We start from the raw sequence: 19,620 nt of genomic DNA, 5'->3' as shown, positions 1-19,620 counted from the left end.
GTTTGGGTTTGATGATGGTCTCACCACCGAATGAGGGAGAACATCATGACCACCACCACCGCCCCCGCCACCTACACCGTTCCCGCACTGAACCGGCCCGTGGCCGTGCTGGGCGCCGCTGCCACCGCCGTGGTGCTGAACCTGATCGTCTGGGCCGTCGGCGCCGCCGCGGGCGGGTCGTTCATCATGACCGACCAGGGCAAGGAGGCCAGTGTCGCGCCCGGCGGGGTGATCATGATGTCGGCCGTGCCGCTGCTGATCGGACTGACCGTCGCCGTGCTGGTGTCCTACGTGTGGACCGGCGTGCTGCGGACCGCCGCCGTGGTCGGATCGGTGCTGTCGATCGGGACCATCGCACTGACCGTGGCCACCGACTTCGACACCGCCTCCACCATCGCCCTGTCGGTGATGCACGTGGTGCTGGTGCCGGTCATGGTGATCGCGCTGGAAGGTGTGCGTCGCGGCATCACCGCGAAGTGACCCGAACACACAGCGAAGGCCCCGCCGAGAAACGGCGGGGCCTTTCGCGTGCCGAGTTCTAGACCGAGCGGCCGAACAGCAGCTTCCACGGCATGAGCGCCGATTCGAGCTGCACCTTCAGGCTCATCTTCGACGCGCCGACGGTGCGCTCCTCGAAGCGGATCGGCACCTCGGCGATCGTGTAGCCCTTCTTGATCGCGCGGTAGTTCATCTCGACCTGGAACGAATAGCCGTTGCTGCGGATCGACGCCACGTCGATCGCCCGCAGGGTGTCGGCCTTCCATGCCTTGAAACCGGCGGTCGCGTCCTTCACGCCCAGGCGCAGGATCAGGTTCACGTAGAAGTTGGCCCAGGCCGACAGGGCCTTGCGGTACCACTTCCACTCCGCGGCGGTGGAACCACCGGGCACGTAGCGCGACCCCAGCGCCACGCCGACGTCGTCGGAGCTCAGCTTCTCGAGCATCGACGGGATCACCTCGGCGGGATGCGACAGATCGGCGTCCATCTGGATCACCACGTCGGCACCCTCGTCGAGCGCCGCGGTGATGCCCGCGATGTAGGCGCGGCCGAGACCGTCCTTCTCGGTGCGGTGCAGCACGCTCACCACATTCGGCAGCTCAGCGGCCAGTTTGTCGGCGACATCACCCGTGCCGTCGGGTGAATTGTCATCTACCACCAGCACGTGCAGATCGGACACCGGCAGAGCCGTCAGCCGCTCCACCGCCACCGGCAGATTTTCCCGCTCGTTGTAGGTCGGCACAACAACGGTAACCCTCAAGGGTCGCCCTCCCTGCTCACCTGGATAGCCCCGCGGCCCAGGATGCGGGCACGGGGCATGTCATCGATTCGTTATGACGGTACTCGATGGTCCTGACGCTTTCCTGAGTGGCCGTGCGGGCGCTCACCACAGCCGACCCGCGTGGACCAGCGCGTCGATGATCAATCCGAGGCCGAACACGACGAAAAGCACCCTGATGACCGGCGGCCCGAAGCGGGTGATGCCCCGCACGAGCAGGCGGTATACCCGCCGCGCGCGCGGTGTCCGCCGCATGGCGACAGCGAGCACGACCAGCGGCAGGATCAGGGCGATCGCGCAGTAACCGGCCACGATCACCGGCCACACCACCGGCAGCGGGCGCTGTGCGGACAGCAGGGCCAGGGCCGCGAGGTACGGCACCGAGGTCGGCACCTTCGCCAAACCCAGCGTGAAGCCGAGCACGCCCATCAGCCACGGATGCTTACGCACCGGCTCGACCCAGCGACCACCGGTGGGCGCGGTGGTGTCCACCGGCAGCACGGCGACCGCGATCAGCACCAGGCCGATCACCAGCTCGCCCCAGTACCGCAGAGCCGGGGTCAACTCGAAGTCGAGGAGCCGGACCAGGAAGTCGATGCCGAGTACGGTGCACACGCCGAAGACCACGGAGATCGCGAAAACGCCGCCGAGGAAGCTGAGCACACCCGTCATCGGCGAGCGCCGGGTCAGCCTGGCGTCGGCGACCACGGCCGTGGTGATCGCCACCAGCAGCACATCGAGCGCGTCGAGCAGAGCGAACCCGAGCAGGGCCAACAGTCGATACCCATCCATGACATGGCTGACCCTACTCGCCGGTCATATTTCGATCGCCGACCCGTTCGTCACACCAGCACCACCCGAATCCCGCGGCGAAAGTCCTTGACCTGCGCGGTCTCGAAATCGATCCTGCCATCTGGACTGGACTCCCCCGCAAACGGCGCTCGGTGGTTACGCTTTTGAGCACCGGCCGTGCCGGGATCCGCGATCGTGAAGGGGCAGACATCGTGGCAGAAATGTCTTTCGACCCGTCAGCGCTCGACGCTTATCAGCGTGCGGCAGCTCGGGTTTCCGAACTTCTTGGCACAGCGGCCACAGAGACGACGACCGCGGCCGGGGTCGACCTGTCCGGGCTCGGCGTGCTCGGGCGTGAATTCGCCGCCGCCTGGACACAGGCCGCGGGCGACCACGCGTCGACGCTGAGCACGGCGGGCAACCTGGTCACCGCCTATCAGGACATCTTGAATCGCTTCGGCGCCAGCGTGACCGGGATCGATTCCGGGCTGGCGGGCGATCTGCGAGCAGCCGAGGGAGAGGTGGCGTGATGCGTTCCAAGTCGCTGGTCACCGAGACCACGGTCAGCACGATCACCCCCGCCGAGGCCGAGGCGAAGATCGAGCCGGTGATCGCGCTGCTCGAAGTTCCGTTGCTCGAGTTGCGGAGATCGCTGGGCAGCAACACTTCCGCCGATCCCGACGCGTCCGTGGTCGCCGCGCTCACGTCGGCATCCGCCGCGACCACGGCTACCGAAGACCCGCATCGGCTCGGGCTGTACGCGCTCGAGTCGACCGAGACCGCGGCACCGGCCACCCCCGCGCTGCGGCAGACCGCCACCGAGGTCTCGGCCGCGGCCGATCGCGGGACCAGTTTGAGCTCGCTGCTCGGGCAGGCGTATTCGACACAGTCGACCGCGGCCGCCAAGGTCGACGCGATCATCGCCGACTTCCGGGCCAAGGCGAAGAAGGCCGCGCCCGCGGTGAACGAGAACAACCTCGACGCCATCGTCGAGCTGGCCGAAGAGGCCATTTCGGAAGCGGTCGGGGTGGTGGGCAACGCCAGCACCGAGATGGATCAGTACACCCGCGACACCAAGGGGCTCACCAGCGATCTCGGCGGGACCAACGGGGTCACCGTGCCCACCGGCGCGACGGAGGTGGCGCCCGGGGTCTATGTGCTCGGCACCGGCGGGTCCGATACGTCGTCGTGGGACGACTCCTCGTGGGATGACGAGGACGACAACATCGATCCGGCGACAGCGGCGCAGATCGCGTTGCAGGAGGCCTTGATCGACGGTGGGGTGTCCTTGGGAACCGCGGCGATCGACGCCGGCGTCACCTTCGGCACGCATCTGATCGACAAGATCGCCGAAGTCGCGATGCACGGGATCGACGCGGGCTCCGAGCTGGCGACGACCGGAATCGACACTCTCGCCGCGAATGCCACCGGCACCGAGGGCGCCACCTCCACCACCCCCGCGGGCACCGCACCCACCTCGCCGTCGACCAATGGTGGTGGCACCGGCACGAACACCCTGTTCGGCGGATTGGGTGGCGGCACCAGCACCGGCGGGGGCACCGGCACCGGGGCGAACAGCGACAGTGGCGCGTCGGCGAAGCCGGATACCCCCGCGCCGTCCGCGCCGTTCCAGTCCAACCAGGCGCCGAAAACCGAACAGCCCCAACAGGCTCCGAGCACACCGGCGCCTGCCCAGCAGCCGATGCAAGGCGGGGTGGTTCCGCCCGGGAGTCGTCCGCAACAGGATCAGGAGACCGAAAAACCCTCCGCCGCACCTAAACACGGTCAACCGGGAGTCGTCCCGGCGCCGGCGTAGGCCCCCCGGATGGAGAATCCGTTCGGTGCCTACTTCACGTCGCCGGATGCCACGACGCCCGGTCGCCGTCGCCCGCAGGGCAAACGGCGACGCAGGCGGCGACGCGAGGCCGAGCCGCAGACGATCGGCACGAACCCCGAGACCTGGCCGCCGCCCGACCCGGAACCGTTCGACAACAACGACCCGTTCGAGCCCGCACCCGTCCAGCCGGTATATCGAAACCCCGCCGACGACGACGGGTTCACCGGCGACTGGAACGACTGGAACGACGGCGACGCGCCGGTCGAGACGCAGCGCGGCGACGATGTCGACTGGAACGACTGGGCCACCGCCACCGCCACCGAACAGAGCGGCGACCACGTGGAGATGCCGGTGTTGCCGCGCCTCAAGGACTTCGGCGGCGGCGGCCAGATCGCGCGGCGCCCCCGCAAGAACTTCGACGACGAACGCTACGACGACAGCGGCGGCCGGGCGAAAGCCGCCGCCGCGATCAAGGGCGTGGTCGGTGCGCTCGCCTTCGTCGTCGTGCTCGGCGTGGCCGCCACCATCTTTCTCGGCCCCGCCGACAAGACGAGCACCACCACCCAGGCCGCCGTCCCCGGCTCGCGGGCGACCACCTCCACCGCGGTTCCCCCACTGCCCGCCCACGCCCTGTCCGGCTGCGAGTCCTTCCGCACTCCCTCGATCACCATCAGCGCCGAGCGCGGCGACACCGCCAGCCCCGAGGGCGCCATCCTCGGCTTCGAATACAGCTACTACGTCGACCGCGACGCCGCCAAGGCCCGCTCCTTCGTCACCGACAACGCGCATGTGGGCAATGCCTCCGCCCTGGCCGAAGGCATCGGCTCGCTGCCCCTCGACGTCAAATACTGCGTCCACATCACCAAAGCCGACGCCGCCGACGCCACCCTCTGGAATGTCACCATCCACCAGAAATGGCCGGGCGACGCCACCACCGAGAAAATCAACCAGGTCATGCGCACCACCGAGGTGGCCCCCGGCCGCCACCGCATCACCAGCATCGACCACCGCATCTGAACACCTGCCTGCGTAGATTGAGCTCGTGTCGACCAATGCCTGCAGCAAAGTGAAATGGTTCGACACTGACGCTCTTGGGCACTACTTGGGGTAGCACCGACCCTGAACACTGTCCGTAGGCTAGCTGAGGGTGCACGAGCGATCACTTCGAGCTAAGGTGTGGTCGTCCACGGGGAATGGATCAGTACTTCAGAACGGGGGTTCGATGAAGAAGCATACGGCCGGGATGGCTTTCGCTCCGCGAATTGGATGTGCATAATGCCAGCGCAACCGCATTATAACCACTACGACGACCCAGACGAGTTTTGGGATGACGAGCCACTCGTCAGACCTGCAGCGCCCGAAGCGCGGTCCGTCTCAACGTCAACTGCGACTTTCAACTCACCCTCCGGCAACGATCAGAACTTTCACGCTGCCCACCACAGCAATATCAAACCAAACAACGGCCCTCACAGCTCCATCGTCGATACGTGGAGGCTTTCAGGATCGCCCTATGCATCCATGCAGGTTGACCGCAGCCTTTTACCGGTTGCAATTAATTTGGATGATAAATGGCAGCAGCGCGTTCAACCCAATGAATACGGGACGGAGTTACTCAAAGCATACGAATTTGCCGTCTTCCAGGAACTGTCACGAATCTTGTCGTCCGGCAAATTACTACCAGACGGGGGCCTCGACTTGGATTGCGGAACCCCCGGCCGTCGAGCACAACTGTTAGTTCTACTAGAGACGCCACGGTGGTCAGACTACCAAGAGAAGCTTGATGCCCTGATTATGCGATCCAAGTACCGGGCAAGTGGTCATGTTCTCCATTCAGGCGAGCCGATTATGATAGTAACCGCTGATCGGATACGAATAGATTCCATAACGGTACGGACGAAATGGGGAGAAACAGTAGACCCCCCAGCATTGGTTGATGATCTATTGTCGTGTGCTGAACAAATCCGTAGTAAGCGACCAAAGTTCAACGTATGGGGCGACTATTCACAGTACTCGACATCCGATCTTGAGTACCAACACGAGAATCATGTTCGAACACTTATTGAACAGGCATACAATCGATGACAGAAAACTTCAAGGCTGCGACAGATCGCATGCGCGGCGCCGCAGCGGCATGGGAACAAGCATCTTGGCGGCTTTCCGATGCTCTAAGTAGAACTCCGAACCTCACCATGACTGCTACTGAGGCTGGCGTATTCGCACCATCGTTGTCCAAGTACCAGCCAGCTCCCGGGTATGTAAACGCCCGACTGACGGAAGGCGCCAAGGCGTGTCAGAATATAGCCGATATCCTCAAACAAGCTGCGACAACATATGATCAAGAAGATGCCGCCCGTGCGCAACAGATAAATGCGATCGACTAGGTAGACAATAGATGACTACGCCTACACTCGACTCACGCACAGACTTAGTCAACCAGATCGATGGGATGCGCCTCGCCGCTAAAGACCTTGAATTACTCCCCTCGGGCTATAACGATGACGTAAACAAACTGATTGAAATCTTGCGCGCCGGCGAAATAGGGCTGACCGTGACAACCCTCGGCTTGGGGATGCTTGCAAGCGAGTATGTCATCGACAAAATCGAAGATAACAGAGAGTCTATCGAACAGACCATCACCTCCGTTCTAAACAAGCTGACGGCTTTTCAGTCCGAGGAAAAGACGCCAGTCACCTTCATAGATATTGCCGATGATTGGCGTGATATCAAGAATCTCATACTCGAAGGAGGAAATTCAGCGAAGACCGCAAACCTCAACACCGACTGGGAGGGAGTTGCGGCAAGTAGGTACTTTGTCGTTTATGGTTTGCAAAATGAGGCCTTTGCCTCGATGGCAGGCCTGTGCGAAAAGGTTGCCAGCCAGCTGGAAACACTAGCCAAAGCCATTCTCGACCTATACAAGAAACTCATCTCTGCCTTGTTGGAGCTTAAGAACGAAATCGCCAATAAGATGTCGAGCATTTACCTGAAGGGCCCGGCTGCCGTTTTCGTGCTCGACGATTTAGTGAAGACCGTTGGCACGATGCAGACTAAGATCTTCAACATTTTCAGCGAGTGCGCTACCATGGCCCAAGCCAACATGATTGCAGGCAACACGATAGCATCAGAAGTAGCAACCCAGACGGGATTGCCATTTAATAGCTGGCCATCTATTCGTGTCCCAGCCGTAGGAGTCGACAGCGAAGGTAAGCCCCGTCCATACGATCTCGACTACGCCGACGCCAGTGTGCTTGATGGTGACGGCTCGGACTGGAAGCATAAGCCGAGCACATAATGAATAAATTTGCGTGGCCGACTATCGGCATGTTACTCATCGCACTCTCGACGGCGTGCACGGACCCGACGGCAGGACCTGAAAGTCCTACACTGATTCCTCCGACCGAAACCGTATCGACAGTGCGAGATCTGTGTGAGACACTGTCGAACTTCGTCGTCAACGACCTCAGCGTGCAAAACACACAAATAAGGGCGGTCGATGATCTCGGATCCTCGATCCACGGGACAGGAATCTGTTTTGTCGACTCGAATTCAGAATTGGTCGCATCTGCGTCGATCAGGCGAGATTCAAATGCGGTTCCACCACCCGGTTCAATTATGCAACCGATGAGCGGGACGTCAGCGCCGGCTTGGTTGTCCGATAACCGGCCCTGGGGGCTGGTCACAGTCACGACCCGAACGAACGAGCGGGAAGGCACAATCCAGATCCATGAGGATCACGCACGAACTCCTAAAGGACTCCTTTCGCTTACCGATGAACAATTGCGGGCGGTTGCCGAGCTTTCTATCAGATTGACTCGCTACCTACAGCCGTAGCCCCGGTCTCTCTCGCAACACAGGGCAGCCAGAACCCGTCCACGGCACCTGGCACAGGCTCACTCAACTCCGGCAGCCTGGCGACACCGACTCTCCGGACTCGGCGGTCACGATTCGATCCCTGATTGTTTGACACAGGACCGCGAGTGAATCTCGAAATGCGCTGAGGGCTCGATGGTCTCGTATTCAACATCGCGGTGGAACGCCCGCGACAGTGTCCCGGCTATTCGACCCGAGCAGCGGGTAGGCGGATGCGCCGACAATTGCCGGCGCCTCGACAAACGCGTCTACTCTCCGCCGTGCCTGGCCCTGGGCGGGCCCACCGCTGTGGTGACCGCGTGATGATGCCAATGACCTGAGTCCGCTGATACGACGAAGTCCCGCGCACCGGGATCGGTGTGGGGGACTTTGCTGTGTTGCGACCCTGACGGGACTCGAACCCGCGACCTCCGCCGTGACAGGGCGGCGCGCTAACCAACTGCGCTACAGGGCCTTGCTTCGTTACGTCGGGGGATATTACCCGGTGGGCATCGGTTTCGGTAACCGAACAGGTCAGGCGGTGGATCGGGCGTTGACATTGACGTCAACGTCAACAACACTTGTGGCGGTGACCACCAGCGAGGCGCAGGAGCGGGCCAGGTCGGCGCGCAAGGACAGCGCTGGTCCGCGCCGGGGCGAGTTGCTGGATGCGGCAGCGCGGTGTTTCGCCGAGTGCGGGTACGACCAGACCTCGGTGGAGACGATCACCACGCGGGCGCGAGTCTCCCGGGCGACGTTCTACGCGTATTTCTCGTCCAAGGACGAGGTGTTCGGGGCGATCACCGAGCGGGTGTGCGCGCAGTTCCTGGCCGCGCAACTCGTGGTGGACGTCGAGGTCACCGCGCCCGCCGAGGTCATCGGTGCCACCACGCGAGCGTTCGCGCAAGCCGTGTTGGCCAACGGCGCGCTGGTGGCGCTGATCGAGCACCGGGCGGGGATCGATCCCGCGATCGGCGCGCAGTGGTCGCAGGTGCGCACTCGTCTGCGCAAGCGATTCACCGCGTTTCTCGAACGCACCGAGGTGCGCGGCGGGATCGATCCGTGCGCCCCGCCGTCGCGGATCGTCGAGACTCTCGCCGACGCACTGCTGATCGGCGCCTCCCGGCTCGCCGGAGCCGACCGCGACCGGCGCGAACAGTTCATCACCGACCACATCGCCATCGCCGAACGACTGATCGGCTTCACCGGCCCGACCCGCACCACCACCGAATCCGAGGACATCCCGTGAAGCTGCTCATCGCCAACCGCGGCGAGATCGCCCTGCGCGTCCTGCGCACCGCCGCCGAGCTCGGCATCGACACCGTGGCGGTGTACGCCGAGGACGACGCCGACAATCCCGATGTGCACGCGGCGGGTGAGGCGATCCGGTTGGCGGGCACCGGCGCGACGGCCTACCTCGACCACGCCGCGATCCTCGCCGCCGCCAAGGAATCCGGCGCCGACTACTTGCATCCCGGCTACGGATTCCTCAGCGAGAACGCCGAATTCGCCCGCGCGTGCGCGGCCGACGGCGTCACGTTCGTCGGCCCCGATCCCTCGGCGCTCGACCTGTTCGGCGACAAGTCCTCGGCCCGCGCGACCGCCGTGGCCGCCGGCGTCCCCGTCTTGCCCGCGACCGAGGGACCGACCACCGTCGAACAGGTTCACGCGTTCTTCGGCACGCGCCCCGGCGCGATCATGATCAAGGCGCTGGCCGGTGGCGGCGGCCGTGGCATGCGGGTGGTGCGGAGCGCGCAGGAGATCGACGACGCGTACCGGCAGTGCGCCGCGGAAGCGCGGCTCGGTTTCGGCGATCCGGCGGTCTTCGCCGAGACGCTGTTCGAGAACGCCCGGCACATCGAAGTGCAGATCGTCGCCACCGGCGGCACAGCGCTGGCACTGGGCGATCGCGATTGCAGTGTGCAGCGCAGGCACCAGAAACTGCTCGAAATCGCGCCCGCGCAGGGACTTTCGGACACCCGGCGCAGAGAGCTCCACGCGGCGGCGGCCCGGCTGTGTGCCCACGTCGGCTATCGCGGGCTGGCCACCGTCGAATTCCTGGTCTCCGACGCCGAATTCGTGTTCCTCGAGGTGAATCCGCGAATCCAAGTGGAGCACACCGTGACCGAGGAGGTCACCGGCGTGGATCTGGTCGCCGTGCAGCTGGCGATCGCCCAGGGCACGCCCTTCGACGAACTGGGGTTGCCGAGCGGAATCGTCTCCACTGGAACAGGATCCATCGGCGAACCGGCCGCCGCCGACGGCATCGCGATCCAGGCGAGGGTCAACATGGAAACGATGACGGCCGACGGTTCGGCGGTGCCGGCCGCGGGCACCCTGATCACCTTCGCACCGCCGACCGGCCCCGGCGTGCGGGTCGACACCTTCGGTCGCGCCGGGCTGACTCCGAGCACGCGCTACGACTCACTCCTGGCCAAGGTGATCACCCGCACCCGCGGACAGTCCTTCCCCGCCGCCGCCCGCAAGGCCGCGACCGCACTCGCCGAGTTCACCGTGACCGGCATCGGCACGAACATCTCGTTCCTGCGAGAGATCCTCGCCGACAGCACCTTCCAGTCGGGGCTCGCCACCACCAGCTTTCTCACCGAGCGGCTGATCGAACTCGTCTCGGCGGCACAGACCGGTCAGCCCGAGGCCACGGTCACCGCGGTCGAGCTGTATCCAGGGCAGGAGGCGGTGCGCGCTCAGCTCGCGGGCACGGTGGTCGAGGTGGCCGACGAGGGTGTCGACGTCGGCGCGGGCGGTCAGCTCGCCGTGCTCGAGGCGATGAAGATGCAGCATGTGGCCAGCGCGCCCGATGCCGCCAGGACCGTCCGGGTGCTGGTCCGCCCCGGCCAGGTCGTCGCGCCGGGCGATCCGCTGGTCATCATCACCCGCACCGGCGCGGACGAATCCGGCGGCGCGCACACCGAGCTGGATCCCGACCGCGTTCGCGCCGATGTCGACGAGATCCGCGCCAGGCACCTCGTGACGCTGGACGAGTCCCGCCCGGCGGCCGTGGCCAAACGGCACCGGCTCGGTCGCCGCACCGCCAGGGAGAACATCGCCGACCTGGTCGACGAGGGCAGCTTCGTCGAATACGGCGCACTCGCGCTCGCCGCACAACGCAGCAGACGCGCAGAAGCGGACCTGATCGCCAACACCCCCGCCGACGGCCTGATCACCGGCTTGGCGACCATCGGCGCCGACCGCTTCGACAACGCCGAGGCGGTGGTGGTCTCCTACGACTACACCGTGCTCGCCGGCACCCAGGGCAAGAACAACCACGCCAAGACCGACCGCGCCTTCGAACTCGCCGAACGCAAGCGGATTCCGGTGGTGCTGTTCGCCGAGGGCGGCGGCGGCAGGCCGGGCGACACCGACGGGACCGGCATGGGCCTGGACGTGACGACCTTCCGCGCGCTCGGCGCGCTCCGCGGCAGGGTGCCGCTGGTGACGATCGTGTCGGGCCGCTGCTTCGCGGGCAACGCCGCCCTGGCCGGTGTCTGCGACGTGATCATCGCGACGCCGGACGCCAATATCGGCATGGGCGGACCGGCGATGATCGAGGGCGGCGGGCTCGGCGCCTGCCGCCCCGAGGACATCGGTCCGATCGAGGTGCAGCGACGCAACGGTGTCGTCGACCTGGTCGCCCGCGACGAGGCGCACGCGGTGGCACTGGCCAAGCAGTACCTCGGCTACTTCCAGGGCCGGGTCGACGAATTCGAGGCACCGGATCCACGGCTGGCCCGGCACGTGGTGCCGGAGAACCGGTTGCGCGCCTACGACATCCACCGCGCCATCGACGCGATCGTCGACGTGGGCTCGGCCCTCGAGCTGCGGGCGGACTACGGGGTCGGCGTCGTCACCGCGCTGGTGCGGGTACACGGCGAACCGTTCGGCTTGATCGCCAACAGCAGCCACCACCTGGGCGGCGCGATCGATGCCGAGGCCGCCGACAAGATGGGCGAGTTCCTCACGCTGTGCCAATCGTTCGGCCTGCCGGTCGTCTCCCTGTGTGACACACCGGGTTTCATGGTCGGACCGGAGGCGGAGAAGACCGCGACGGTGCGCCGGTTCAGCAAGTTGTTCGTGCTCGGCGCGCAACTGAGCGTGCCGTTCGGCACCATCATCCTGCGCAAGGGGTACGGGCTCGGCGCGATGGCGATGGCGGCGGGCCACTTCCACGCGCCGCGGTTCACCGTCGCCTGGCCCACCGGCGAGATCGGGCCCATGGGGCTGGAGGGCGCCGTTCGCCTCGGCTTCAGCAAAGAGCTCGCCGCCGTGACGGATCCGGACGAGCGCGAGACGCTGTTCCAGCAATTGCTCGCCATGGGCTACCAGGCGGGCAAGGCGCTCACCGCTGCCACGGGTTTCGAGCTCGACGATGTGATCGACCCCGCCGACACCCGCACCTGGATCGCCACCCTCGCCGACAGCCGGGCGCGCGGAGGGTCGTGCGGCAGCTCGGCCACTTGATACCACCTTCGCTCCCCGTGTGATTTACGGCATATTTCCAGCCGGTCGCACCGCGCACGCGTCCAGACTTGAAGTTGACGTCAACTTTCAATAGATTCAGACCTGCGGATCACCGAGCAGCCATCGCTGATCGAACCCGGCCGGCGAGCAGGTCTGCGAACCCAGCCGGTACGGAACGAACGGAAGGAATTCTCGTGAGAGTTGCCGACAAAGTGGCCATCGTGACCGGTGGCGGCGCGGGCATCGGCGCCGCGCTGGCCGCCGCACTCGCCGCGGCGGGCGCGAAGGTGGTGGTGGCCGACCTCGACGAGCCCGCCGCGCTGGCGGTGTCGGAGCAGATCAACGCCGATCACCCCGGCACTACCGTCGGAGTCGGCGCCGACGCCGCCGTCACCGAGGAGATCCGCGGTCTGATCGCGGTGGCGCAGCAGCACTTCGGGCCCGTCGATCTGTACTTCGCCAATGCGGGCATCGTCGGCGCCGCCGGACTCGACGTCACCGACGACGAGTGGGACCGCTCGCTGGACGTGAACCTGCGCGCCCACATCCGTGCCGCTCGGCTACTGGTGCCCGAGTGGGTCGAACGCGGTGCGGGCTACTTCGTCAGCACCGCATCGGCCGCGGGACTACTCACCCAGATCGGTTCGGCCACCTACTCGGTGAGCAAGCACGCCGCGGTCGGATTCGCCGAGTGGCTCAGTGTCACCTACGGCGACCAGGGCGTGCGCGTCAGTTGCCTGTGCCCGATGGGCGTCAACACGAAACTGCTGTACGAGGGCCAGAATTCGGGCGAGGAGCTCGGCGCCACAGCGACCCGCGCCGTCGTCGCGGCGGGCGAGGTCCTCGAACCCGCCGACGTGGCCGACATCGTGCTCACGGCCGTCGACGCCGAGGACTTCCTGATCCTGCCGCATCCACAGGTGCTGGACATGTACCGCCACAAAGGCGCCGACTACGACCGCTGGCTGCGCGGCATGCGCCGCTACCAGTCGTCGCTGCTGGCCGAAACCCACTGAGCGAGAGACAAAGCCATGTCACTGTTCGATCTGAGCGATCGCGCGAAGAAGTATTCCGAAGACCTGCTCGACTTCATGGACGCGCACGTCTACCCGGCTGAGGCCGTCTACGAGGCGCAGATGCGCGAATCCGGCGACCCCCATTTCCAGCCGCCCGTCCTCGAAGAGCTCAAAGCCGAGGCCAAACGGCGCGGCCTGTGGAACCTCTTCCACCCGCACCCCGGGCGCGGACCCGGCCTCACCAACCTCGAGTACGCGCCGCTGGCCGAGATCATGGGCCGCAGCCACCTCGCCGCCGAGGCCTGCAACTGCAACGCCCCCGACACCGGCAACATGGAAGTGCTCGAGCTGTTCGGCACCGAGGAGCACAAAGAGAAGTACCTGAAGCCACTGCTCGACGGCACCATGGCGTCGGCGTTCGCGATGACCGAACCGCGGGTGGCCAGCTCCGACGCCACCAATATCGAACTGTCGATGGTGCGCGACGGCGACGACTACCTGCTCAACGGCCGAAAGTGGTTCGCCACCAACGCCTTGCACAAGAACTGTCGTGTGATGATCGTGATGGGCAAGACCGATCCCACCGCGGCGCCGCACCGTCAGCAGACCATGATGGTGGTCCCGATCGACGCACCGGGCGTCACGATCCTGCGCGGGCTGCCGGTCTTCGGCTACCAGGAACGCGAAGGCCACGCCGAGATCGACTTCGCCGACGTGCGCGTGCCCGCCACCGACGTGCTCAAAGGCGAGGGCGAGGGTTTCGCGATCAGCCAGGCCCGGCTCGGACCCGGCCGCATCCACCACTGCATGCGCAGCATCGGGATGGCCGAACGCGCGCTGGAGATGATGTGCAAGCGCGCGCAGACGCGGGTCACCTTCGGCGCGCCCATCGCCGACAACGCCAACATCGGGGACTGGATCGCCGAGTCGCGCATCGAGATCGAGATGATCCGGCTGCTCACGCTCAAGGCCGCGCATCTGATGGACACCGTCGGCAACAAGGCCGCGCGCACCGAGATCGCCGCCATCAAGGTGGCCGCGCCGAACATCGCGCTGAAGGTCGTCGACCGGGCCATTCAGGTACACGGCGCCGGCGGTGTCACCGACGACTTCCCGCTCGCGGCCGCCTGGGCGCACCTGCGCACACTGCGGCTCGCCGACGGCCCCGACGAAGTGCACAAGCGTGCCATCGCACGGCAGGAACTGCGCAAGTACAAGGAGAGCAACTGATATGACCGGACTGGATCTCACCGGCCGCACCGCCATCGTCACCGGCGCCTCACGCGGCATCGGACTGGCGATCGCCCAGTCGCTGGCCACCGCGGGCGCGAACGTCGTGCTGACCGCGCGCACACAGGAATCCGCGGACGCGGCCGCGGCCCAGATCGTCGGCACCGCGATCGGGGTCGGCGCGCACGTCGTCGACGAAGACGCCGCACGGCGCTGCGTCGAGCTGACCGTGGAGCGGTTCGGCAGCGTCGACATCCTGGTCAACAACGCGGGCACCAACCCGGCGTTCGGCCCGACGATCGACCAGGATCACGCCCGCTTCGCGAAGATCTTCGACGTGAATCTGTGGGCTCCCGTGCTGTGGACGCAGCTGGTCACCCGCGCGTGGATGGGCGAGCACGGCGGCGCCGTGGTCAACACCACCTCGATCGGCGGCCTGAGTCTCGAGCCCAACATCGGGCTGTACAACGCGTCCAAGGCGGCGCTGATCCACCTGACCAAGCAGTTGGCGATGGAACTGTCGCCGAAGGTGCGCGTCAACGCGGTCGCGCCGGGCGTGGTGCGGACCAAGCTGGCCGAAGCGCTGTGGCAGGAGCAGGAGCGCGAGCTCTCGGCCTCGACCGCACTGGACCGGATCGGCGAGCCCGACGACGTCGCCGCCGCGGTGGCCTTCCTGGTCTCCGACGCGGCGAGCTGGATCACCGGCGAAACCATGGTGATCGACGGCGGCCAGCGGCTCGGCGACGTCGCCCCGTTCCGGAGCGGAGCCTCGGTCGGTGCCTGACGCGCACGAGGTGGTCGGCGTCGACCCGGTCGCCATCGGAAGATGGTTCGCCGCGGTCGGCGTCGAGCACACCGCGCCACTGCGTTTCGACCGGATCGGCCTCGGCCAATCGAACCTGACCTATCTGGTGCGCGACGACGCGGACCGCCGGTGGGTGCTGCGCAGGCCGCCGCTGGGGCACCTGCTCGCCTCCGCGCACGATGTGGTGCGCGAGGCCAGGATCATGGCGGCGCTCGAATCCACCGATGTCCCGGCGCCACGGATTCTCGGTGTCGTCGACGATCCGGCGGTGTCGGAGGTACCGATGGTGCTGATGGAATTCGTCGACGGGCAGGTGGTCGACACCATGGAGATCGTGGAATCGCTGACCCCACAGCGTCGTCGGGCCATCGCCGAATCGCTTCCGCGCACGCTGGCGAAGATCCACGCCGTCGACCTGGCCGCCGTCGGCCTCGCCGATCTGGCGAGTCACCGGCCCTACGCCGTCCGCCAGCTCAAACGGTGGGGCGGGCAATGGGAGCAATCCAAGACCCGGGAGTTGCCGGAGCTCGACGAGCTCACCCGCAGGCTCACCGCCGACATCCCGGAGCAGCGGGAGGTGACCCTCGTGCACGGCGACTTCCACCTGCGCAACGTGATCACCGCGCACGACACCGGCGAAGTCGTGGCCGCGCTGGACTGGGAACTGTCCACCCTCGGCGACCCGCTGGCCGACATGGGCAGCCTGCTCGCCTACTGGACGGAACCGGGCGAGAACACCGGCGGCGACTTTCCCGCGTCGGCACTGCCCGGTTTCCCGGACCGCGCGCAGATGTCGGCGGCCTACCTCGCGCTGACCGGCCGCGACCCGGCCGCCCTGCGCTACTGGCACGCCTTCGGGCTGTGGAAGCTCGCCGTCATCGCCGAGGGCGTGCTGCGCCGAGCGCGGGACACGCCGCAGAACAGGGCCGCCGCGGGCACCCCGACCGTCGAACGCATCGACGCGATCGTGCACAAGGCACTCGATCTCACCGAACACATCCAGACATGACTCGCACCGCAACCGAGACCGCCGCCGGCCAGGTCACTACCTCGCCGGCGGACCGAAGGACTGATCGACGATGAAAGCATGGCAGGTAACCGAACTCGGCGAACCGCGGGAAGTACTGCAGTTCAACGACATCGACGATCCGGTGGCCGGACCGGGGCAGGTGCTGGTGCGTGTCCTCGCGGCGCCGGCCAACTTCCCCGACGTGCTGCTGTGTCGTGGGCAGTACCAGGTCAAGCCGCCGCTGCCGTTCACGCCCGGCGTCGAACTGTGCGGTGAGGTGGTGGCGGTCGGCGACGGCGCCGATTTCGCGGTCGGTGACCGGATCGTCGGCACCACGAACCTGCCCGGTGGCGCGTTCGCCGAGCTGGCCGTGCTCGATGCCGACAGCGCGTTTCCCGCACCGGACTCCCTCGACGACGCCGAGGCCGCCGCACTGGTCATCGGCTATCAGACGAGTTGGTTCGCCCTGCACCGGCGCACTCGGGTGCAACCCGGCGAGACGCTGTTGGTGCACGCCGCCGCCGGTGGCGTGGGCAGTTCCGCCGTGCAGCTGGGCAAGGCGGCGGGCGCGCGGGTGATCGGTGTCGTCGGCGGCCCGGAGAAGGCCGACTACTGCCGCCGCCTCGGCGCCGACCTCGTGATCGACCGGCGCACAGAGGATTTCGTGCCGATCGTCAAAGAGTTCACCGGCGGCCGTGGCGCCGACGTGATCTACGACCCGGTCGGCGGCGACGCCTACGCCAAGTCCACCAAATGCATCGCCTTCGAAGGTCGCATCCTGGTGATCGGCTTCGCGGGCGGCACGATCCCCCAGCCCGCGCTCAATCACGCGCTGATCAAGAACTATTCGATCATCGGCCTGCACTGGGGGCTCTACAAGCAGTACAACCAGCAGGCGATCGCCGACTGCCACGCCGAGCTGTCGCGGCTGGCCGCGGCGGGCAAGGTGAGACCACTGATCAGCGAACGCCTTTCGCTCGGCGACGTCCCCGATGGCCTCGGCCGCCTCGGCGACGGCGACACCGTCGGCAGGCTCGTGTTCCACCCCCGGCTATAAATAGGGCATGGAACGACGTGCGGAGACCGCAGGCGACAGCGCGCCACCCTCGATGGCGCGCACCTCGCTGCTGCGCGAGCTGCCCGCCACGCCGCGCGGGCTGCGCACCAGGACAGCGCTGATCGACGCGGGACGGAAGGTGTTCGAGCGCACGGGGTATCTCGATACCCGGCTCGTGGACATCACCCAGGAGGCCAAATGCTCCTCGGGCACCTTCTACACCTATTTCGCCGGCAAAGAGGAGATCTTCGCGGCGATCCTGGAGCACGCCCAGGAAGACATGATGCATCCCGGGATGGAGCACGTGACGGGTGACGACGATCCCGTGTCGATCATCGAGGCCAGCAATCTGGCGTACTTCGAGGCCTACAAGCGCAACGCGAAGTTGATGGGGCTGCTCGAACAGGTCGCCAACATCGATCCCGAGTTCAGCAAGCTCCGCCAGGAACGGGCCGACGCGTTCATCCGCCGCAACGCCCGCAGCATCGCCGATCTCCAGCGGCGCGGTCTCGCCGATCCCGAGCTGGATCCGATGCTGTCTTCACGGGCGCTGTCGGGGATGGTCAGCAGGCTGGCCTTCAACTATTTCGTCACCGGCGACGGTCTCCTCGACGGCAAGCCGCTCCCGATCGAGGAGCTCGTCTACACGGTGACCCGGCTCTGGGCGAACGCGCTGCGGATGCCGCTGAAGAACTGACCGCCGCGGTCGAACGAAAAAATCCCCTCACCGAGTTGTCTGGTGAGGGGATCGAAGGTGGCCAGAGCCGGGATCGAACCGGCGACCTACCGCTTTTCAGGCGGTCGCTCGTACCAACTGAGCTACCTGGCCGGAAGTACCGGATTGCTCTGGTACTACGTGCGACCCTGACGGGACTCGAACCCGCGACCTCCGCCGTGACAGGGCGGCGCGCTAACCAACTGCGCTACAGGGCCATGCTTCTGCAGTACTGCTAGACACAGTCCGAAGACTGTACCCCCTACGGGATTCGAACCCGCGCTACCGCCTTGAAAGGGCGGCGTCCTAGGCCGCTAGACGAAGGGGGCTCGTTCCGAATCTCTCCGGGGCGGCTTCAACGTTTCCGTTGGGAGCTCGCATAGCTTATGACAGGTGTGCGCAGAGTTCCAAATCGCCTGGTCAGGCGCCCAAACCGAGGTCATCCAGGCGTGCCTGCTCGCGCCAGCCCTCGGTGCGGAAGTTCTGGATCCACAGCGGGGTGGCCATCGCCTCCACGATAACCTCCAGCACCTCGGCGAAGCGGGCGCGCAGGTCGGCGGCGGAACCGTTGGAGATCGGGTCGACCAGATAGCGCTGGCCTGCCAGCGCCGCGGACAGGGTCCGGGTGAAGCGGTCGGGGTCGGCGTCGGCGCGCAGGTGACCGTCGTCGATGGCGCGCACCGCGAGCACGCGGGTGGCGCGGCCGACGATCCGTCCGCCGCCGTTGCCGTTGTCGCGATGGAAGTCGGGTTCGATCACGAGGCGGTACTCGGCTTGCACGATGGTGTCGTGTTCCAAGCGAAGGGCGATCTCGTCGACCATGCCGTGCAGCACGTCGAGCGGACCGAGGTCGGCGCGCGCGAGCCAGCGCTCCGCGCAGATCCGGTACCGCTCGACCGCGGTATCGAGCACCGCGCGCGCCAGGTCTTCCTTGGAGTCGAAGTGGAAGTACATCGCCCCCTTGGTGGCGCGCGAACCTTCCAGAATGCGGTTGAGCGATGCCGCGGCATATCCGCTCTTCCCGAACTCGACGGCCGCGGACTTGATTATCGCCGCGCGTGTCCGGCGCGCCCGCTCTTGCTGCCGTGCCATGCTCGAAACGCCTCCGAACCTTCTCGACGCCGACGGTCGAATACAGACCGTTGGTGCGAATTGTGGTTTTAATTCAAACTTTCGGTATGAAAGACTCGCGGTGCCTCGCACAGCGGCCCCGCCACCAGTGAGAACCGCCTCCTCCTGCGGTAACGACTACCCCTTTGCCGGGAGTTCGCGCACCCATCGCGATCACCTCGGCCTGCGATCCGCCGGTGAATTCCCGAAACGCCACACCCTGCACCGGAGCCACGGAAAACGCGGTACCGGTGATTGTTTCGAAATTCACCAGGCGATCACCGTACCCGCATTCGCGAGTCGACACGCGGCGATTGGAGTACCCATCCGAACATCCGATCCGGTTATCCAAACCAGCAAACGAAGCGCAACCGGAATGGTTACTTCGGGTACGAATTCCATAGGCGCGCAGCCCGGTTGACCACCGCGCCGGCACCGCCGACGT

The 19,620-nt window shown here is 66.1% G+C and carries 17 protein-coding genes and 4 tRNA genes; 14 read left to right on the top strand and 7 right to left on the bottom strand.

The annotated features are described in order from the left end of the window. Positions 1-45: 45 nt before the first annotated feature. Positions 46-480: a DUF6069 family protein gene (locus ACFVVI_RS20825; RefSeq protein ID WP_387446367.1), complete on the top strand. Its 435-nt coding sequence runs from the start codon at positions 46-48 to the stop codon at positions 478-480. 58 nt (positions 481-538) lie between these two features. On the opposite strand, the gene ACFVVI_RS20820 is transcribed toward ACFVVI_RS20825, so the two are convergent. Continuing rightward, positions 539-1,258: a polyprenol monophosphomannose synthase gene (locus tag ACFVVI_RS20820; protein WP_228536832.1), complete on the bottom strand. Its 720-nt coding sequence runs from the start codon at positions 1,256-1,258 to the stop codon at positions 539-541. 123 nt (positions 1,259-1,381) lie between these two features. After that, entirely contained in the window at positions 1,382-2,068 is a 687-nt protein-coding gene (locus tag ACFVVI_RS20815; RefSeq protein WP_378990543.1) for a GAP family protein, read from the bottom strand. A 212-nt stretch (positions 2,069-2,280) separates the two neighbouring features. Here ACFVVI_RS20815 and ACFVVI_RS20810 point away from each other — a divergent pair, with 212 nt between their 5' ends. The 5 genes from ACFVVI_RS20810 to ACFVVI_RS20790 all read left to right on the top strand — a co-directional run bounded on the left by ACFVVI_RS20810 (position 2,281) and on the right by ACFVVI_RS20790 (position 7,197). After that, positions 2,281-2,598 carry a hypothetical protein gene (locus ACFVVI_RS20810; protein WP_378990544.1) on the top strand — a complete coding sequence of 106 codons (318 nt, stop codon included), beginning with the start codon at positions 2,281-2,283 and terminating at the stop codon, positions 2,596-2,598. Continuing rightward, positions 2,598-3,884: a hypothetical protein gene (locus ACFVVI_RS20805; RefSeq protein WP_387446366.1), complete on the top strand. Its 1,287-nt coding sequence runs from the start codon at positions 2,598-2,600 to the stop codon at positions 3,882-3,884. Before ACFVVI_RS20810 ends, ACFVVI_RS20805 begins: the two co-directional genes overlap by 1 nt. Positions 3,885-3,893: 9 nt before the next feature. Further along, complete coding sequence (locus ACFVVI_RS20800) at positions 3,894-4,922, top strand: hypothetical protein (protein ID WP_387446365.1); 1,029 nt, start codon at positions 3,894-3,896, stop codon at positions 4,920-4,922. A gap of 1,061 nt (positions 4,923-5,983) precedes the next feature. Next, the gene (locus ACFVVI_RS20795; RefSeq protein WP_387446363.1) at positions 5,984-6,286 is read left to right on the top strand and encodes a type VII secretion target; all 303 of its coding nucleotides are present in this window, start codon (positions 5,984-5,986) and stop codon (positions 6,284-6,286) included. A gap of 11 nt (positions 6,287-6,297) precedes the next feature. Then, a complete protein-coding gene (locus tag ACFVVI_RS20790; RefSeq protein WP_387446362.1) occupies positions 6,298-7,197 on the top strand; it encodes a hypothetical protein in 900 nt (299 codons plus the stop codon). Positions 7,198-8,155: 958 nt separating this feature from the next. Here ACFVVI_RS20790 and ACFVVI_RS20785 read toward each other — a convergent pair. Further along, a tRNA-Asp gene (locus ACFVVI_RS20785) sits at positions 8,156-8,229 on the bottom strand. A gap of 114 nt (positions 8,230-8,343) precedes the next feature. Between ACFVVI_RS20785 and ACFVVI_RS20780 the strand changes: the two genes are divergently transcribed. From ACFVVI_RS20780 to ACFVVI_RS20745, 8 genes are all read left to right on the top strand, one after another. Continuing rightward, positions 8,344-9,003 (top strand): TetR/AcrR family transcriptional regulator, encoded by a 660-nt coding sequence (locus ACFVVI_RS20780; RefSeq protein WP_387446360.1) that lies wholly within the window; start codon positions 8,344-8,346, stop codon positions 9,001-9,003. Further along, entirely contained in the window at positions 9,000-12,233 is a 3,234-nt protein-coding gene (locus ACFVVI_RS20775; RefSeq protein ID WP_387446359.1) for a carboxyl transferase domain-containing protein, read from the top strand. Before ACFVVI_RS20780 ends, ACFVVI_RS20775 begins: the two co-directional genes overlap by 4 nt. Positions 12,234-12,427: 194 nt before the next feature. Continuing rightward, the gene (locus ACFVVI_RS20770) at positions 12,428-13,249 is read left to right on the top strand and encodes an SDR family oxidoreductase (protein ID WP_378990551.1); all 822 of its coding nucleotides are present in this window, start codon (positions 12,428-12,430) and stop codon (positions 13,247-13,249) included. A gap of 15 nt (positions 13,250-13,264) precedes the next feature. Continuing rightward, positions 13,265-14,479, top strand: coding sequence for an acyl-CoA dehydrogenase family protein (locus tag ACFVVI_RS20765; RefSeq protein ID WP_387446357.1), 1,215 nt, complete (start codon positions 13,265-13,267; stop codon positions 14,477-14,479). A gap of 1 nt (position 14,480) precedes the next feature. After that, positions 14,481-15,263 carry an SDR family oxidoreductase gene (locus ACFVVI_RS20760; RefSeq protein ID WP_387446356.1) on the top strand — a complete coding sequence of 261 codons (783 nt, stop codon included), beginning with the start codon at positions 14,481-14,483 and terminating at the stop codon, positions 15,261-15,263. Continuing rightward, positions 15,256-16,293, top strand: a complete 1,038-nt coding sequence (locus tag ACFVVI_RS20755) for a phosphotransferase family protein (protein ID WP_387446354.1) — start codon at positions 15,256-15,258, stop codon at positions 16,291-16,293. The genes ACFVVI_RS20760 and ACFVVI_RS20755 overlap by 8 nt, the downstream gene beginning before the upstream one ends. Before the next feature lie 70 nt (positions 16,294-16,363). Continuing rightward, positions 16,364-17,350: an NADPH:quinone oxidoreductase family protein gene (locus ACFVVI_RS20750; RefSeq protein WP_387446353.1), complete on the top strand. Its 987-nt coding sequence runs from the start codon at positions 16,364-16,366 to the stop codon at positions 17,348-17,350. A gap of 7 nt (positions 17,351-17,357) precedes the next feature. After that, positions 17,358-18,047: a TetR/AcrR family transcriptional regulator gene (locus ACFVVI_RS20745; RefSeq protein ID WP_378990556.1), complete on the top strand. Its 690-nt coding sequence runs from the start codon at positions 17,358-17,360 to the stop codon at positions 18,045-18,047. Between the two features lie 58 nt (positions 18,048-18,105). Here the strand turns inward: ACFVVI_RS20745 and ACFVVI_RS20740 are convergent. The 4 genes from ACFVVI_RS20740 to ACFVVI_RS20725 all read right to left on the bottom strand — a co-directional run bounded on the left by ACFVVI_RS20740 (position 18,106) and on the right by ACFVVI_RS20725 (position 19,157). Next, positions 18,106-18,179: transfer RNA gene (locus ACFVVI_RS20740), tRNA-Phe, on the bottom strand. Positions 18,180-18,209: 30 nt separating this feature from the next. Further along, positions 18,210-18,283 (bottom strand) — tRNA-Asp (locus ACFVVI_RS20735). A 38-nt stretch (positions 18,284-18,321) separates the two neighbouring features. Continuing rightward, positions 18,322-18,394, bottom strand: a tRNA-Glu gene (locus ACFVVI_RS20730). Positions 18,395-18,485: 91 nt separating this feature from the next. Further along, positions 18,486-19,157: a TetR family transcriptional regulator gene (locus ACFVVI_RS20725; RefSeq protein WP_378990557.1), complete on the bottom strand. Its 672-nt coding sequence runs from the start codon at positions 19,155-19,157 to the stop codon at positions 18,486-18,488. Positions 19,158-19,620: the final 463 nt, after the last annotated feature.

Source organism: Nocardia sp. NPDC058114, from assembly GCF_042884695.1.
Lineage (GTDB): Bacteria > Actinomycetota > Actinomycetes > Mycobacteriales > Mycobacteriaceae > Nocardia.
Note: the sequence above shows the minus strand (reverse complement) of the source record. Positions and strands in the feature narration are given on the sequence as shown.

Coding starts and splice junctions, on each gene's coding strand:
- ACFVVI_RS20825 (WP_387446367.1), top strand. CDS start 46: ATGACCACCACCACCGCCCCCGCCACCTACACCGTTCCCGCACTGAAC.
- ACFVVI_RS20815 (WP_378990543.1), bottom strand. CDS start 2,068: ATGGATGGGTATCGACTGTTGGCCCTGCTCGGGTTCGCTCTGCTCGAC.
- ACFVVI_RS20805 (WP_387446366.1), top strand. CDS start 2,598: ATGCGTTCCAAGTCGCTGGTCACCGAGACCACGGTCAGCACGATCACC.
- ACFVVI_RS20800 (WP_387446365.1), top strand. CDS start 3,894: ATGGAGAATCCGTTCGGTGCCTACTTCACGTCGCCGGATGCCACGACG.
- ACFVVI_RS20795 (WP_387446363.1), top strand. CDS start 5,984: ATGACAGAAAACTTCAAGGCTGCGACAGATCGCATGCGCGGCGCCGCA.
- ACFVVI_RS20790 (WP_387446362.1), top strand. CDS start 6,298: ATGACTACGCCTACACTCGACTCACGCACAGACTTAGTCAACCAGATC.
- ACFVVI_RS20765 (WP_387446357.1), top strand. CDS start 13,265: ATGTCACTGTTCGATCTGAGCGATCGCGCGAAGAAGTATTCCGAAGAC.
- ACFVVI_RS20760 (WP_387446356.1), top strand. CDS start 14,481: ATGACCGGACTGGATCTCACCGGCCGCACCGCCATCGTCACCGGCGCC.
- ACFVVI_RS20750 (WP_387446353.1), top strand. CDS start 16,364: ATGAAAGCATGGCAGGTAACCGAACTCGGCGAACCGCGGGAAGTACTG.
- ACFVVI_RS20745 (WP_378990556.1), top strand. CDS start 17,358: ATGGAACGACGTGCGGAGACCGCAGGCGACAGCGCGCCACCCTCGATG.
- ACFVVI_RS20725 (WP_378990557.1), bottom strand. CDS start 19,157: ATGGCACGGCAGCAAGAGCGGGCGCGCCGGACACGCGCGGCGATAATC.